This window comes from Ruegeria sp. BHSB056, assembly GCF_059613305.1.
This window is the reverse complement of sequence record NZ_JBXWSG010000041.1, coordinates 1-15077: the sequence shown is the minus strand read 5'-3', so window position 1 is coordinate 15077 and position 15077 is coordinate 1. Positions and strand designations below refer to the sequence as shown.

Genomic DNA, 15077 nt, shown 5'->3' with positions numbered 1-15077 from the left:
GGACACACCTGCGGCTGAACAAGGGAGGATCCGCATGGGCGGACTGGTATCGGTGCTTGCGCCGATAGCATTTGTGAACGAAACCGTGCTGCGTCTGGGCCGCGCGGTTGGCGTTGTTGCGATTGCATTCATGGTCATCGCAATCCTGATTCAGGTGTTCTTCCGATACGTTCTGGGCAACGCCCTGCCTTGGCCGGATGAGGCCGCGCGGTTCTGCATGTTGTGGATGACCGGGTTGATGGCACCGACGGCCTTTCGGCGCGGCGGTTTTGTAGCTATCGACATGCTGCAACGGTTTTTGCCGCGAATGCTCGGCCTGTCGCTCAATCTGTTCCTCCTGCTGGTCTCGCTGGCCGTGCTTTTGGTTGCGGTCAAAATCGGCTGGTCCGAGGTCACCGGCTTTGGCGGCAGGTTCGCCACCGCCGCCCTGTATCTGCCGACATCGCTTGGGTTTGACGAGTGGTATCGCATTCCGCGCAGCTGGATGATGGCTTCGCTGCTGGTGGGCATCATTCTGCTGATCTCGGTCAATATCGAGCTTATCCTGCGTTCCGTGGTCACCCTGCTTGGCGGCGCGCATCTTTTGCCGGACATTCCCGACGCAGCGGTGGGGGCCGAATAGATGCTGATCTGGTTCCTGCCCACTTTCCTGATTTTCCTGCTGATTGGCTTGCCGGTCTTTTTCGCGCTTCTGGCGGCGCCCGGCATCCTGCTGTGGCTGAACGGACAGACGAACGACATCACCCTGCTTTATCGCAATGTCTACAACGGCATGGACAGCTTTCCGCTGATGGCCATCCCGTTCTTCATGCTGGCCGGTGAAATGATGAACCGTGGCGGCATTACCATCCGCCTTGTCGAGTTCAGCCAGGCCCTGATGGGCCATCTGCGCGGCGGGCTGGCGCATGTAAATGTGCTGAGCTCGATCCTGTTCGCGGGCCTTTCGGGGTCTGCGGTGGCTGACACATCCGCCCTGGGGTCGATGCTGATCCCGGCGATGGAAAAACAGGGCTATACCCGAAAATTCGCCGCCGCCATCACAGCCGCGAGTTCGGTGATCGGGCCGATCATCCCACCCTCGGGCATCATGATCATCTATGCCTATGTCATGGGCGAAAGCGTGGCCGCCTTGTTTCTTGCAGGAATCGTGCCCGGGATCATGGTCGGTGTCGGCTTGATGGTGATGATCAAGTTCATGGCCGACAAGTACGATTTTCCCGTCGCCAGCCGGAAATACACATGGGATGAGCGGCGCAAAGCCAGCCTCAAGGCGTTCTTCCCGCTGATGACGCCTGTGATCATTCTGGGCGGCATTCTGGGGGGCATCTTTACCCCGACCGAAGCCGCCGCAGTCGCTGTGGGCTACGCCTTTATCATCGGGTTTTTCGTTCTGCGCACACTGACCCTGAGGGAAATTCCCGATGTTCTGAGCAATGCAGGTATGACGTCGGCCGTGGTGCTGCTGCTGGTTGGCGCAGCAATGGCGTTCAAGACCGTCGTCAGCCTGAGCCACGCCCCGGAACAATTGGCCTCGTTGATCCTCAGCCTGTCGGAAAATCCACTGATCCTGTTGTTCCTGATTAACCTGTTGTTGTTCATCGTTGGCATGTTTCTGGATGCAGGCCCTGCGATCATCATCCTTGGGCCCATCCTTGGCCCGATTTTCACCAGTCTCGGTGTAGACCCGATCCATTTCGCCATCATCATGAGCGTCAATCTGACCGTCGGTCTGGCCACACCGCCAATGGGCCTGGTTCTGTTCGTAGCCGCCGCAGTGTCGCGGGAGCGGGTCGAAACAATCGCCAAGGCGATCCTGCCATTCCTGGCTGTCGAAATCATCGTGATCTTTCTGATCACCTACATCCCCGCACTATCCATGACGATCCCGAGGATAACGGGATTTGCAAACTGACTGAGTATCACAGGGAGGAAACGCATGCTCAGAAACTTCATCAAAACTGCTGCGGTGGCCACATCGCTGGTGGCCGCGTCCGCCATCGCTGCAACGGCTGCAGATTACACACTGCGCGCCACCGCAAATTCAAATGAAAACGACGAGGATTATGACGGCCTCATCGTGTTCAAGAACTACGTTGAAGCGGCCTCGAACGGCGCCATCGAGGTGGAACTGTTTATCGGTACCCAGCTGTGCTCGAACGGTGCTGAATGCCTGCAGGGCGTGGCGGATGGCACCATCGATATCTATATCTCTACCTCGGGCGGGGCGTCGGGCATCTTCCCCTATGTGCAGGTTCTGGACCTGCCCTATCTGATGGCCGATGACCGGATCGCCGAGCATGTTCTGTCAGGCGATTTCACCCGCACCATGCGCGACATGGCGCTTGAGGATTCCGGTGGCGCGATCCGCCTGATGACCATCGGCAACACCGGTGGCTGGCGCAACTTCGCCAACACAAAACACCGCGTCGCCGAGCCTGCCGACATGGAAGGTCTGAAAATCCGCACCGTCGTTGCAGACCTGCCGCAGGAACTGGTCAAAGCACTGGGCGCATCACCGACCCCGATTCCGTGGCCGGAACTGTTCACCAGCTTCCAGACTGGCGTTGTCGAAGGCTCGAAAAACGGCATCACTGACATTATGGGCATGAAGTTCCCCGATGCGGGACTGCAATATGTCACGCTGGACGGGCACGCCTATATGGGTGCGCTGTGGTGGATGAACAACGCCAAGTTCCAGGCGATGCCGGAAGATATGCGTCGGGTCGTTGTCGATGGGTTCTACGCCCTGCAACAGGCCACCTTTGCCTCGCCCAAGCGCAAGTCGATCCAGGCATATGAGGACTTCGTCGCAGGTGGCGGTGACCTGTACGTCCCAACGCCCGAGCAAAAGGCTGCGTTCAAAGAGGCTGCCACTCCGGTCTATGCCTGGTTTCAGTCCAATGTTGCCCGTGGTGATGAAATCTTTGCCGCGCTAACCGAAGCCGTCGCAGCGGCCGAGGCGGATGTGAATGCCTCGCGCAATGCGGACCTGAACTAAACGGATGGGTCGGGCCTTGTGGCCCGGCCCTTATCGAAACGGGTACATCCACCCTTTGTAGTCGTTGACCAGAACATGCGCCTTCTCGATCTGCTCCGGCGACATTTTCTTGATCACTTCCTCAAGGCTGATCGCTGCATCGGGATCGCCGCCAATGGCGCTGAGCGTGTACCACATATAGGCCCGCACCAGATCGGGCGCGGGCATTCCCAGACCCAGTTCATAGTACCAGCCGACCCCCGACTGTGCCCCCGGATGCCCCTTCATCGAGGCACGCAGATACCATTCAAACGCTCTTTCGTGGTCCTGCTCGACCCCAAGACCCAGCCCGTACATCACACCAATCAGTTCCTCAGCCTCGGCATTGCCCGACCGGGCGGCAGGCAGCAGTTCCGCGCGCGCGGCTTCAAACTCCCCGGCCTCCATCATGTCACGGGCCTGTTCCAGTTCAGCCAGAGCCGGGGTCGCAAGAAAACAAAGGGTATAGAGAAACTGGCGCATTGGGCGATTGTCCTCGTATGGGCGGGGGCCGCGGTGGCGCAGGACCTGCCGCGCCCGCTGACGGATGATGACTTTATCCCATTTGATATGGAACAGGCCGCTATCGGTCATCAACTGTTTTACGATCCGATCCTGTCAGGCAATCAGAACATTTCATGCGCCCATTGCCATCATCCCGATTTCGGCACCTCTGACGGGTTGTCCCTGGGGATCGGCGAAGGCGGACTGGGGTTGGGGCCGGACCGCACACCGGGCACCGGCGCGGACAGGATCCGCAAACGCATTCCCCGAAATGCGCCGGGGTTGTGGAACCTCGGGGCAAAGGACATTCATACCGTTTTCCACGATGGCCGCCTGAGCATCTCGAACATCTATGGCAACGGGTTCAATTCGCCTGCACAGGAATGGCTGCCCGGGGGATTGAACTCGCTTTTGGCAGCGCAGGCCCTGTTCCCGCTGACCGCGCAATTCGAGATGGCCGGTAATGTCGCTGAAAATCAGGTGACCGGCGCGGTTCACGACAGGATTGACAAGGGCTGGCCGATCCTTGCCAAACGCGTGCGGACCGATCCGCGCTATGGCCCACCCATAGTCGCGGCTTTTGACGATATCGAGACCACCGAAGACATCACGATCACCCAGATCGCCAACGCGCTGGCGGCCTTCATGGCCATTGAATGGCGCAGCACCGACAGCCCATTCGACCAGTACTTGGCCGGGGACAAGGATGCGCTGTCAGACATCCAGAAAGACGGGATGAACCTGTTTTATGGCAATGCGCGATGCGCGACCTGCCATGCGGGTCCGTTGATGTCGGACCAAGAGTTCCACGCGCTGGGTTTGCCCCCTTTCGGGCCGGGTCGGACCCGGCAATGGGATCCATATGCGCGGGACGTTGGGCGGATGGCGGAAAGCAACCGTGTGGAAGACGCCTATCGCTTTCGCACGCCGATGCTGCGCAATATCGCCCTGACTGCGCCTTATGGACATAACGGCGCTTTTGCGGATCTCGAAAGCATGATCCGTCACCATCTTGACCCCCAGACCAGCCTTGCCAAATGGAAACCCGACATGGCTGCGTTGCCCAAGGTCCCCTGGTTGCAAGAGGTGGATTTCGTGGTGTGGGACGACCGGTTCGAGATGGAACGCCAGCGCAGCAGGATCGACATTGTGCCAATGACGCTTTCGGATGCGGAAATCGCCGCCCTGGTCGCATTTCTGCATTCCTTGACGGGCACTGGTGTTGGCTCTCCTCCTTTCGGGGTGCCGACCGATTTCAACCCCTGATGGCGGTCACGCCATAATGACAATTATTCCGGCATAATGTCGGATAAGTCGATCACTTCGTCAAATTGCGGCCTAGGAAATGTCTGGCCAGCCCTGCACCATAATATCAGGAACAGAAATTTACGGAGACGTTGATGTCCTGGAATATTTGCGTAATCGGGGCTGGCAAGATCGGTCAGATGATCGCGACGCTGCTGAGGGCCTCGCCAAACTATACAGTGACTGTGGCTGACCATGACCTGAAAGCACTGGGTGAAATCACAAGGCTTGGGATTGGAACAAAGCAGATTGATGCCCGGGATGCGGATAGTCTGGCAAAGGAGCTGACCGGGTTTAACGCCGTCGTTTCAGCGGCACCGTTCTTTCTTACCCCAAACATTGCCAAGGCCGCCAAAGAGGCGGGCGCGCATTATTTTGACCTAACCGAAGACGTCGCGGCCACCGAGGCCGTACGCCAGTTGGCCGAAGGCAGTGAGACGGCTTTCATGCCGCAATGTGGTCTGGCACCTGGTTTTGTGGGTATCTCCGGAGCCGCGCTTGCAGCGGAGTTTGATGAGCTGGACAGCCTGCATATGCGGGTGGGCGCGCTGCCGCTTTATCCGACCAATGCGCTGAAGTACAATCTGACCTGGTCGACCGATGGGTTAATCAACGAGTACTGCAATCCCTGCGACGCCATCGTGAACGGCAAACTGGTCAAGACCGCGCCGCTGGAAGATTACGAGATTCTGGGTCATGATGGCGTGGAATACGAATGCTTCAACACCTCGGGCGGGTTGGGCACGCTGCCGGAAACGCTGGAAGGCAAGGCGCGGGCCGTGTCTTATCGCACGATCCGGTATCCCGGCCATTGTGAAATCCTGAAACTGCTGCTGCACGATCTGGGGCTGGAACGCCGCCGCGATCTGCTGAAAGAGATCTTCGAGACCGCCCTGCCCCGCACCGATCAGGACGTTGTGCTGGTCTATTGCACGGCCAAGGGTATGATCAACGGCGTTCTGCGCGAGAAATCCCTGATCAACAAGAGCTTTGCCCGCACCATCAACGGACAGGTCTGGAGTGCCATTCAGGTCACCACAGCTGCGGGTATTCTGGGCGTTGTTGACCTGATGCGCACCGGCACGCTGCCTTCGAAAGGGTTCGTCCGGCAGGAACAGGTCAAACTGAATGACTTCCTGAAAACAGAATTTGGCCAGCTGTATCGTGCTGGTGATGTGACCCGGCAAAACAAGGCGGCCTGAGATATGAAAGACATCGTAATGACAGCCCAAACCACGCTTGCAAATCTGGACCTGACGGATGCCGCATTGAAAGGCGGCACTCTGAAGGTGACGTCACCGATTGACGGCAGCCTGCTGGCCGAAGTGCACGAAACTCGGGCCACCGAAATGGACGCGATCATTGCCCGCGCCAAAACCGCGTTCAAGGCGTGGCGCGTTGTGCCAGCCCCGCGTCGGGGCGAGTTGATCCGCCTGCTGGGCGAAGAGTTGCGCGCGGCCAAGGACGATCTGGGCGCACTTGTCAGCTGGGAGGCCGGCAAGATCACGTCCGAAGGTCTGGGCGAAGTGCAGGAGATGATCGATATCTGTGACTTCGCCGTTGGCCTGTCGCGTCAGCTTTATGGTCTGACCATCGCGTCGGAACGCCCAGGTCACCGGATGATGGAAACCTGGCATCCGGCGGGTGCTGTCGGCGTGATCTCGGCCTTCAATTTCCCGGTTGCCGTCTGGTCGTGGAATGCCGCTTTGGCGCTGGTTTGCGGCGATCCGGTGATCTGGAAACCGTCCGAAAAGACGCCGCTGACAGCGATGGCCTGCCAAAAGATCTTTGAACGCGCGCTGGTGCGGTTTGGCGATGCCCCCGAAGGGTTGCTTCAGGTCCTGATCGGTGGCGCGGAGTTGGGCGAGGCGCTGGTGGCCAGCGAAGATGTTCCGATCATCTCGGCCACGGGTTCGACACGTATGGGTCGTGCGGTTGCGCCCATTGTTGCGGCACGCTTTGGCAAGTGCATTCTGGAACTGGGTGGCAACAACGCGATGATCGTCGGCCCTTCGGCGGATCTGGAAATGGCCGTGCGCGCCATTGTCTTCTCGGCCGTTGGGACCGCCGGTCAGCGTTGCACCACGCTGCGCCGTCTCATCGTGCACAACTCGATCCGCGAGGAATTGGTGGGCCGCCTGAAAAAGGCTTATGCCGGTTTGCCCATCGGCAATCCGCTGTCTGAGGGCACGTTGATCGGGCCACTGGTGGATGAGGCATCGGGTGCCGCCATGACGGCCGCACTGGAGGCCGCAAGGGCCGAAGGCGGCACAGTGTTCGGCGGCGAGCGCGTGACCGAAGGGCTTCCTGCGGGGGTCTATATGCAGCCCGCAATTGTCGAAATGCCCGGCCAAAGCGCGGTTGTGAAAACCGAAACCTTCGCGCCGATCCTTTATGTCATGGGCTATGACGACTTTGACGACGCGATCCAGCTTCAAAACGATGTACCGCAAGGGCTGTCATCCTGTGTGTTCACGCTGAACATGCGCGAGGCCGAGCAGTTCCTGACTGCGGCGGGGTCGGATTGCGGTATTGCCAACGTCAACATCGGCCCCTCGGGCGCCGAGATCGGCGGTGCATTCGGAGGCGAGAAGGAAACCGGCGGCGGACGCGAAAGCGGCTCGGACGCGTGGAAAGCCTATATGCGCCGCCAGACCAACACTGTGAACTACTCGGCAGAGCTCCCCCTGGCGCAGGGTGTCAAATTCGACATCTGAACCAGCGCGCAAACTGACGGACAATCTGATCCCCCCGGAACTTTGATGTTTGGGGGGGATTGCTTTTGTCGTGAAGGGTTTGGCCCAGGCAGGCTGAAGCAGGCACAAAACCGGTGGTTCTTGACGAAATCCCTGCCGTGCGGCATGTGATGTCGCTGGGGGGAAAGGCATGTCAGATAAGGTCAGATGGCCCGACACGGCATGTATGAACAGGTTAAGCGTCCGAGTGGCCCCGATGGCTGGCTGCTTTTATACCGGAAGGTAAATAAGATATGTGCCCTGCACCCGTTGATGCAGAGACCCCGCGCGGGTTCATCATCCCGATCGGCGGCGGCGAAGACCGCGTCAAGGAAATGCAAATTCACCGCAAGTTCGTAGAGCTTTCAGGGGGTGAGAATGCCGATATTGTCGTGATCCCGACCGCCTCGATGCTGGAAGAAACCGGACCGGACTACAATCGCATCTTTTCCGAACTGGGTGCAGGCAAGGTCGAATTTCTGCCCATCTCGCGGCGTGCCGATTGCGACAATCCCGATTATGCCGAGATGCTGGACCGCGCCACAGGGATATTCATGACCGGTGGCAACCAGCTGCGGCTTTCGGCGATTCTGGGTGGCACGCTTGTGGCGCAGAAAATACGCCGCCGAAATGCGGCCGGTGTGCCGGTTGCCGGCACTTCAGCCGGCGCGTCGATCATGTCCGAACATATGGTGGCCGGGGGTAGCAGCAACTCGGCCCCGGCTGAAGGCAATATCACACTGGCTCCGGGCATGGGTTTGACCAACGCCGTCATCATCGACCAGCACTTCACACAGCGCAATCGGCTAGGTCGCTTGCTAACCGCTTCATCTTTCAACCCTTTTTTGATCGGGCTGGGTATCGACGAAGACACGGCAGCCTTCATCGGGCCCGATAATGTCCTTGAAGTCGTGGGCAGCGGATCGGTTACCGTCGTGGATGCCAGTCATCTGACCCATTCATCGATGTGGGACGCGCGCCGCGGCGAAGCGCTGAGCCTGCTTGGGCTTCGGCTTGACGTTCTGGGCGAAGGGTGCCGTTATGATCTGACGGCTCGCCAGGCTTTTCCGCCGGATGAGCATTTGGCGTTCTGCACATTGCCGGACATGTCCGGTCAAGAGGCCGCCAGCGGGGAGAAAACAAAAAGCTAACCAGCGGGGAGCCTCATGAAAATAATCTCGACCAATGTCTTTGTCGGCCCGAATGTCTGGGCAAGTTTTCCGGTCATTCGCCACGTCATCGATCTGGGAATTCTGGAAGAATGGCCCTCGGCAAGGATTGGTTCCGAGTTTATTGACGCCTTGATCAAGGCGCTTCCCGGTCTGGCGGAACATGGCTGCTCTTATCGCGAACCCGGCGGCTTCATCCGCCGCCTGCGCGAGGATGAAGGCACCTGGCTGGGACATGTGCTGGAACATTGTGCCATCGAGGTGCAGAACGTGGCCGGGTCCGACGTGACCTTTGGCCGGACGCGCGGCACAGGTGAGCCGGGCCAGTACAATATGGTTTATGAATACCGCCAGCGCGACGTCGGTCTGGATGCGGGCAATCTGGCGATGCGGTTGCTGATGCATCTGCTGCCGCAATCCCTGAAAGATCAGGTGGATTACGAATTCGACCCGGACTTCAACTGGGATGAAGAACTGCGCAGCTTTGTTCTGCGGGCGCAACGCAAGGAATTTGGCCCGTCAACCGGATCGCTGGTCAAGGCGGCGCAGGAACGCGACATTCCGTGGATCAGGCTGAACTCGGGATCGCTTGTGCAATTTGGGCACGGCAAGTTTCAGAAACGCATTCAGGCGACGATTACGTCCGAGACCAAGCATATCTCGGTCGAGATTTCCTGCGACAAGGAAGACACCCATAACCTGCTGAACGATCTTGGCCTGCCGGTTCCGCAGCAGCGCATGGTCTATTCGGCCCGCGAGGCCGTGCGCGCTGCCGCGCGGATCGGGTTTCCCGTGGTGGTCAAGCCCTTGGACGCCAACCATGGGCGCGGCGTTTCGATCAATCTGAATTCCGATGCCGAGGTCGAGGCAGGCTTTGCCGAGGCCAAGGAGCATTCGCGCAGCCGCGCCATTCTGGTTGAAAGCTTCATCACCGGATTTGATCACCGGATGCTGGTCGTGAACGACAAACTGGTTGCGGTGGCCAAACGCGTCCCCGGCCATGTGACAGGCGACGGCACCCATACGATTGCTGAACTGGTCGACATCGTGAACCAGGACCCGCGCCGGGGCATCGGGCACGAAAAAGTACTGACCAGGCTTGAGCTGGACAATCAGGCAAACCGCCTGATGGAGAATGCGGGCGTGACAGAAGACACTGTCTTGCCCGAGGGCGAGGTTTTCTATCTGCGCTCGACCGCGAACCTGTCAACGGGTGGCACCGCCATCGACCTGACCGACGTGGTGCATCCCGACAACCGCGACATGGCCGAACGCGCCATCATGGCCGTCGGGCTGGATGTGGGAGGCGTCGATTTCCTGATCGACGATATCACCAAATCCTACAAGGATATCGGTGGCGCGATTGTCGAAGTAAATGCGGCCCCCGGTTTCCGGATGCATGTGGCCCCGTCCGAAGGTCAGCCGCGCGATGTGGCGGGCAAGGTCATCGATATGCTGTTCCCCGCCAATGAACAGACCCGCATCCCGATTGCGGCCATCACCGGCACCAACGGCAAGACGACCACGTCGCGGATGCTGGGTCATATCATGAAAACCAGCGGCAAGATCGTTGGCATGACCTCGACCGACGGCGTCTATGTGGATGGCAAGCTAAGCGTAAAGGGGGATATGACCGGCCCGAAATCGGCGCAGATCGTCCTGCGTGATCCGATGGTCGATTTTGCGGTGATGGAAACCGCGCGGGGCGGGCTGGTGCGCTCGGGTCTGGGCTATCAACGCTCGAACGTGGCGGCCTGTCTGAACGTCTCGGCAGATCATCTGGGTCTGGGCGGGATCAACACGGTCGAGGAGCTGGCCGTCGTCAAACGGGTGGTGGTGGAAAGCGCGACCGATACGGCCGTGCTAAACGCAGACGACATCAATTGTCTGAAGATGGCCGATTACGCCGGGGCGGATCAGATCTTCTATGTCACGACCAACCCCGGCCACAGTCTGGTCAAGGAACATATCAAGACAGGGGGCAAGGCCATCGTGCTGGAAAAAGGCATGAATGGCGACATGCTGACCATCTATGACAAAGGGCTTCACATCCCCGTTCTGTGGTCGCATCTGATCCCCGCCACGCTTGAGGGCAAGGCGATCTTCAACGTGCAAAACGCCATGGTCGCGGCGGCAATGGCCTATAGCTTTGGGGTCGATCTGGACAATATCCGGCATGGTCTGCGCACTTTTGACACCAGTTATTTCCAAGCGCCGGGGCGGATGAATGTCTATGATGAACATCCTTTCAAGGTGATCCTTGATTACGGCCACAACCCGGCCGCGCTGAAGGCGATGGCCTCTTTGGCCGATCAGTTGGAGGTCAAGGGCCGCAGGCTGTGCGTTGTTGCGATGCCCGGCGACCGGCGCGATGAAGACATTGTTGATGGGGCCGCAGCGCTGGCCGGGCATTTTGACCACTTCATCTGCAAGGCCGATGACCGCCGCCGGGGTCGCGGGCATGACGAAGTGCCGCAAATGATGCGGCAGGCCCTGATCGATTGCGGGACGCCGGATGAGGCAATCTCGATCATCCCGGATGAGGTTGAGGCCGTGACCACAGCGCTGGAGATGGCGGCACCGGGCGATCTGCTGGTGATCTTCGGAGATGACACCACACGCTGCTGGAAACAGATCATCTACTTCAATTCCGATGGCGAAACCTCTGAAACCGAGGCGACACCCGGGACCAGCCCCGCCGACACCACGTTCGAGGACATGTTCGACAGCGATCAGAACCTGATCCGGGACGAACGCGGTGTAAGACTGGCGCGTGAAATCAGCGAAGACGCGGATTGAGCGGAGGCACCGGAATGGACCGGATCGAAGAGCTTGAAACCGCGCTGACCATCGAAAACGCGACCGCTGATCATATTCGGGTGGATGACGCGCGGCGCCTGACCGGCCCCGGCCTGTTATGGGATCACCCCGGCGCGGTGATGGACGTGTTTTTCACGGATATCGACCCTGCGCAGGTCATTGCACTGTGGGAAAAACATGCCCGGTGCGTTCTTGATGCGCTTGGCTGGCAGGATCAGGCGCTGACCCACCGAACCTTCACCGGTGGTGTCAATCTGGCGATCTCGGCACCGATGGATCAGCTTTATTCCGCGATCTTTGCGGCGCAGACCGCCTGGCATTTCTGCGCGGCAGAGTTGTTGGAGGCCACGCCCGGCGATTTTGATCAGATGATCCGGGACGTCAAAGGCGTCATGGCGAAGGAGGCCAATCCTGCGCTGATCGCCCTGATCGCGGCCGCCGAGGCGCATGGTGTGGATATCCTGTGCGACGATGACGAGATTTCCATCGGGCATGGCACCGGCAGTCAAACCTGGCCTGTCAACGCACTGCCTGCCCCGGATGACGTTGACTGGCCCTCCCTTCACAACATCCCCGTCGCCTTCATCACCGGAACCAATGGCAAGACCACCACGACCCGGTTGCTGGAGGCCATCGCCCGCGCATCGGGCAAGGTCGCGGGGCTGACCTCGACCGAGTTTGTGCGGGTGGGTGATGATATTCTGGATCGCGGCGACTATTCCGGCCCCGGCGGAGGGCGGATGTTGCTGCGCGACAAGCGGCTTGAAATCGGCTGCCTTGAAGTGGCCCGTGGGGGTATCCTGCGTCGCGGCCTGCCGACGCGTGCGGCCATGGCCGCCACTGTCACCAATGTGGCGAATGATCATCTGGGGCAATACGGCGTGAACACGGTGCCCGAGCTGGCTCAGGCGAAATTCGCCGTGCACCGGACATTGACCAAGGGCGGTGTTCTGGCCCTGAATGCCGATGATCCTTTTGTCCGTGCCGAAGCCGAAAACACTGCGGCAAATATCTGGTGGTTTTCGCTGGATCCCGGGAATGATCTGATCCGTCGGGCGCGGGACGCGGGAACATGCTGCGCCTATGTCTCGCAGGGCAATATCGTCTTTTTCGACGGCCGGTCCGAGCAGGCGGTCATTGCCGTGTCCGACGTGCCCCTGACCATGGGCGGTGTCGCGAAATACAACATCCTGAACGCTCTGGCGGCTATGTGCCTTGCGCTGGCATTGAAACTGCCGCTTGAGGCGGTGCGGCAAGGGTTGGCCGGGTTCAAGCCGGATGCCAAGGACAATCCGGGTCGCTGTAACGAATTCCGGTACAACGGCGCTCAGGTTTTCGTGGATTTCGCGCATAATCCGCATTCGATTTCTGCCGTGTGCGATGCGCTGTCGGCCCTGCCGGCAAAACGGCGGTTCATCATGCTCAGCCATGCCGGAGACCGCTCGGATCAGGACATTCGGGACGTCACCGCAACCGCGTTGAACTTCCAACCCGACGTGGTCGTTGCTGCTGAACTGGAAGGGTATCTACGGGGCCGCTCAATGGGAGAGATACCGGACCTGATCGAAAAGTCTGCCTTGGAACAGGGATATAACAAGACCCAGATCCAAAGGGCCGCATCCCCGTCCGAGGCCGCCGCTATGATCCTGAAACAGGTGGAACCGGGCGATCTTGCCCTGCTGCTGGTTCTGTCGGAACGCGACGCCGTGCTTGAGATGCTGGACCAACAGGCGATCTAACGGGTTGACGGACCAGTAAGGCAACGCGCCGCCACCTCCGGCTGCGGTCAACTGAGCAGCAAATTGCGTATCACCCTTGCATTGACACCCAGCCTGACAATACTCGCCTAACACAGGCAACAGGTTGTTGAGGTTGGGTGATATGGAGATTGAGCAGACGGGTTTGTCGGGTGTATTGGTTATTCGCCCGCAGCGGCATGGGGATTTGCGGGGATTTTTTTCTGAGAGCTGGAACAAGGCGCGGCTGGAGGAGGCTGGGGTTGTGTTGCCGGAATTTGTGCAGGACAACCATTCGCTGTCGTCCGCGGCGGGGACATTGCGCGGCCTGCATTTTCAGGCGCCTCCGCATGCGCAGGGCAAATTGGTGCGCGCGGGCCGGGGCGCACTTTATGATGTTGCCGTCGATATCCGCAAGGGATCGCCAACTTATGGGCAATCTTTCGGCATCGAGCTCAGCTTTGAGAACGGGCGGCAGCTTTGGGTGCCGGCGGGATTTGCCCATGGTTTTGTGACGTTAGAGCCCGACACCGAAATCTGCTACAAATGTACCAGCTTTTACAATGCGGATGCCGATGGGGGTGTGCGCTGGGACAGCTGTGGTATTGATTGGCCCTTGCAAGGGAACCCGGTGCTGAGCGACAAGGACAGGATTGCGCCTGCGCTGGCCGATTTTGACAGCCCGTTTGTTTACGAAGGATAGAATATGAAACTGTTGGTGACAGGTGGTGCGGGTTTCATCGGGTCCGCGGTCGTGCGGCGTGCCATTGCGGACGGACACCAGGTCGTGAACCTTGATGCGCTGACCTATGCGGCCTGCCTCGACAATGTTGCCGAGGTTGCAGAGAACCCGAACTATGCCTTTGTTCATGCAGATATCCGAGACCCTGCGGCCCTGAAGGCGGTGTTTGCCGAACATGCGCCTGATGCGGTGATGCACCTGGCGGCGGAATCCCATGTTGACCGGTCCATCGACGGGCCGGGGGCTTTCATCGAAACCAATGTCCTGGGCACATACAACATGCTGGAGGCGGCGCGCAGCTATTGGGCCGGACAGGGAAAACCGGACACTTTCAGGTTCCACCATATCTCGACCGATGAAGTCTTTGGCAGCCTGGGCCCCACCGGCCAGTTCACCGAGGATACCCCCTATGATCCGCGGTCACCCTATTCCGCGTCGAAAGCCTCCAGCGATCATCTGGTCCGGGCCTGGCACGAGACCTATGGCCTGCCGGTGGTGCTGACCAACTGTTCGAACAATTACGGGCCCTATCATTTCCCTGAAAAGCTGATCCCTGTTGTGATCCTGAACGCAATCGCGGGAAAGGCGCTGCCGATCTATGGCGACGGCTCGAATGTCCGCGACTGGCTGTATGTCGAGGATCACGCCGACGCGCTTTTGCTGGTGGTGCAAAAAGGGACTGTCGGCCGGTCCTATAACATCGGTGGCGAGAACGAGCGCAGCAATCTGGAACTGGTGCAGACGCTGTGCGCGATCCTGGACGACCTGCGCCCGAAACCGCAGGGGGTCTATGCGGACCAGATCACCTTTGTCACAGACCGCCCCGGGCATGATGCGCGTTACGCCATCGATCCCTCGCGGATGCGCAACGAAATGAACTGGCGCCCGTCCGTGACGGTAGAGGAAGGTCTGCGCAGAACGGTTGAATGGTACCTGAACAATGAAGACTGGTGGCGGTCTTTACAGAACCGGTCCGGCGTTGGCGAACGGCTGGGGGTCAGCGCGTGAAACTTCTGGTCTTCGGGGCGACCGGTCAGCTGGGTCGGGAAC

Annotated in this window: 12 protein-coding genes; 11 read left to right on the top strand and 1 reads right to left on the bottom strand. The window is 59.4% G+C overall.

Annotated features, from left to right (window positions below; genetic code table 11):
* Positions 1-34: 34 nt before the first annotated feature.
* The 3 genes from AC2FND_RS11700 to AC2FND_RS11690 are packed head-to-tail and all read left to right on the top strand — an operon-like array spanning position 35 to position 2998.
* On the top strand, positions 35-622 hold the full coding sequence (locus tag AC2FND_RS11700; protein WP_496769861.1) for a TRAP transporter small permease: 588 nt from the start codon (positions 35-37) through the stop codon (positions 620-622).
* Positions 623-1912 (top strand): TRAP transporter large permease, encoded by a 1290-nt coding sequence (locus tag AC2FND_RS11695; RefSeq protein ID WP_209599366.1) that lies wholly within the window; start codon positions 623-625, stop codon positions 1910-1912.
* A gap of 24 nt (positions 1913-1936) precedes the next feature.
* On the top strand, positions 1937-2998 hold the full coding sequence (locus tag AC2FND_RS11690; protein WP_496769858.1) for a TRAP transporter substrate-binding protein: 1062 nt from the start codon (positions 1937-1939) through the stop codon (positions 2996-2998).
* Positions 2999-3028: 30 nt separating this feature from the next.
* Here AC2FND_RS11690 and AC2FND_RS11685 read toward each other — a convergent pair whose 3' ends face one another.
* Complete coding sequence (locus AC2FND_RS11685) at positions 3029-3499, bottom strand: tetratricopeptide repeat protein (RefSeq protein ID WP_209599364.1); 471 nt, start codon at positions 3497-3499, stop codon at positions 3029-3031.
* 33 nt (positions 3500-3532) lie between these two features.
* On the opposite strand from AC2FND_RS11685, the gene AC2FND_RS11680 reads away from it, so the two are divergent.
* The 8 genes from AC2FND_RS11680 (at position 3533) to rfbB (ending at position 15035) form a co-directional block, all read left to right on the top strand.
* Positions 3533-4786 carry a cytochrome-c peroxidase gene (locus tag AC2FND_RS11680; RefSeq protein ID WP_496769856.1) on the top strand — a complete coding sequence of 418 codons (1254 nt, stop codon included), beginning with the start codon at positions 3533-3535 and terminating at the stop codon, positions 4784-4786.
* A 134-nt stretch (positions 4787-4920) separates the two neighbouring features.
* On the top strand, positions 4921-6027 hold the full coding sequence (locus AC2FND_RS11675; RefSeq protein WP_480833414.1) for a saccharopine dehydrogenase family protein: 1107 nt from the start codon (positions 4921-4923) through the stop codon (positions 6025-6027).
* Positions 6028-6030: 3 nt separating this feature from the next.
* Positions 6031-7542, top strand: coding sequence for an L-piperidine-6-carboxylate dehydrogenase (gene amaB / locus AC2FND_RS11670; protein ID WP_209599362.1), 1512 nt, complete (start codon positions 6031-6033; stop codon positions 7540-7542).
* Positions 7543-7814: 272 nt separating this feature from the next.
* Positions 7815-8711, top strand: a complete 897-nt coding sequence (locus AC2FND_RS11665; protein ID WP_496769853.1) for a cyanophycinase — start codon at positions 7815-7817, stop codon at positions 8709-8711.
* Between the two features lie 15 nt (positions 8712-8726).
* Entirely contained in the window at positions 8727-11528 is a 2802-nt protein-coding gene (gene cphA, locus AC2FND_RS11660; RefSeq protein ID WP_496769852.1) for a cyanophycin synthetase, read from the top strand.
* Positions 11529-11542: 14 nt separating this feature from the next.
* Positions 11543-13288 (top strand): Mur ligase family protein, encoded by a 1746-nt coding sequence (locus AC2FND_RS11655; RefSeq protein ID WP_496769851.1) that lies wholly within the window; start codon positions 11543-11545, stop codon positions 13286-13288.
* A 142-nt stretch (positions 13289-13430) separates the two neighbouring features.
* On the top strand, positions 13431-13988 hold the full coding sequence (gene rfbC, locus AC2FND_RS11650) for a dTDP-4-dehydrorhamnose 3,5-epimerase (RefSeq protein ID WP_496769849.1): 558 nt from the start codon (positions 13431-13433) through the stop codon (positions 13986-13988).
* 3 nt (positions 13989-13991) lie between these two features.
* Positions 13992-15035 (top strand): dTDP-glucose 4,6-dehydratase, encoded by a 1044-nt coding sequence (gene rfbB, locus AC2FND_RS11645; RefSeq protein WP_496769847.1) that lies wholly within the window; start codon positions 13992-13994, stop codon positions 15033-15035.
* Positions 15036-15077 lie beyond the last annotated feature (42 nt).

What these genes read in the sequence shown, in the direction of transcription:
- AC2FND_RS11675 (WP_480833414.1), top strand. Translation starts at nt 4,921, where the DNA reads ATGTCCTGGAATATTTGCGTAATCGGGGCTGGCAAGATCGGTCAGATG.
- amaB (WP_209599362.1), top strand. Translation starts at nt 6,031, where the DNA reads ATGAAAGACATCGTAATGACAGCCCAAACCACGCTTGCAAATCTGGAC.
- AC2FND_RS11685 (WP_209599364.1), bottom strand. Translation starts at nt 3,499, where the DNA reads ATGCGCCAGTTTCTCTATACCCTTTGTTTTCTTGCGACCCCGGCTCTG.
- cphA (WP_496769852.1), top strand. Translation starts at nt 8,727, where the DNA reads ATGAAAATAATCTCGACCAATGTCTTTGTCGGCCCGAATGTCTGGGCA.
- AC2FND_RS11700 (WP_496769861.1), top strand. Translation starts at nt 35, where the DNA reads ATGGGCGGACTGGTATCGGTGCTTGCGCCGATAGCATTTGTGAACGAA.
- AC2FND_RS11665 (WP_496769853.1), top strand. Translation starts at nt 7,815, where the DNA reads ATGTGCCCTGCACCCGTTGATGCAGAGACCCCGCGCGGGTTCATCATC.
- rfbC (WP_496769849.1), top strand. Translation starts at nt 13,431, where the DNA reads ATGGAGATTGAGCAGACGGGTTTGTCGGGTGTATTGGTTATTCGCCCG.
- AC2FND_RS11690 (WP_496769858.1), top strand. Translation starts at nt 1,937, where the DNA reads ATGCTCAGAAACTTCATCAAAACTGCTGCGGTGGCCACATCGCTGGTG.
- AC2FND_RS11655 (WP_496769851.1), top strand. Translation starts at nt 11,543, where the DNA reads ATGGACCGGATCGAAGAGCTTGAAACCGCGCTGACCATCGAAAACGCG.
- rfbB (WP_496769847.1), top strand. Translation starts at nt 13,992, where the DNA reads ATGAAACTGTTGGTGACAGGTGGTGCGGGTTTCATCGGGTCCGCGGTC.
- AC2FND_RS11695 (WP_209599366.1), top strand. Translation starts at nt 623, where the DNA reads ATGCTGATCTGGTTCCTGCCCACTTTCCTGATTTTCCTGCTGATTGGC.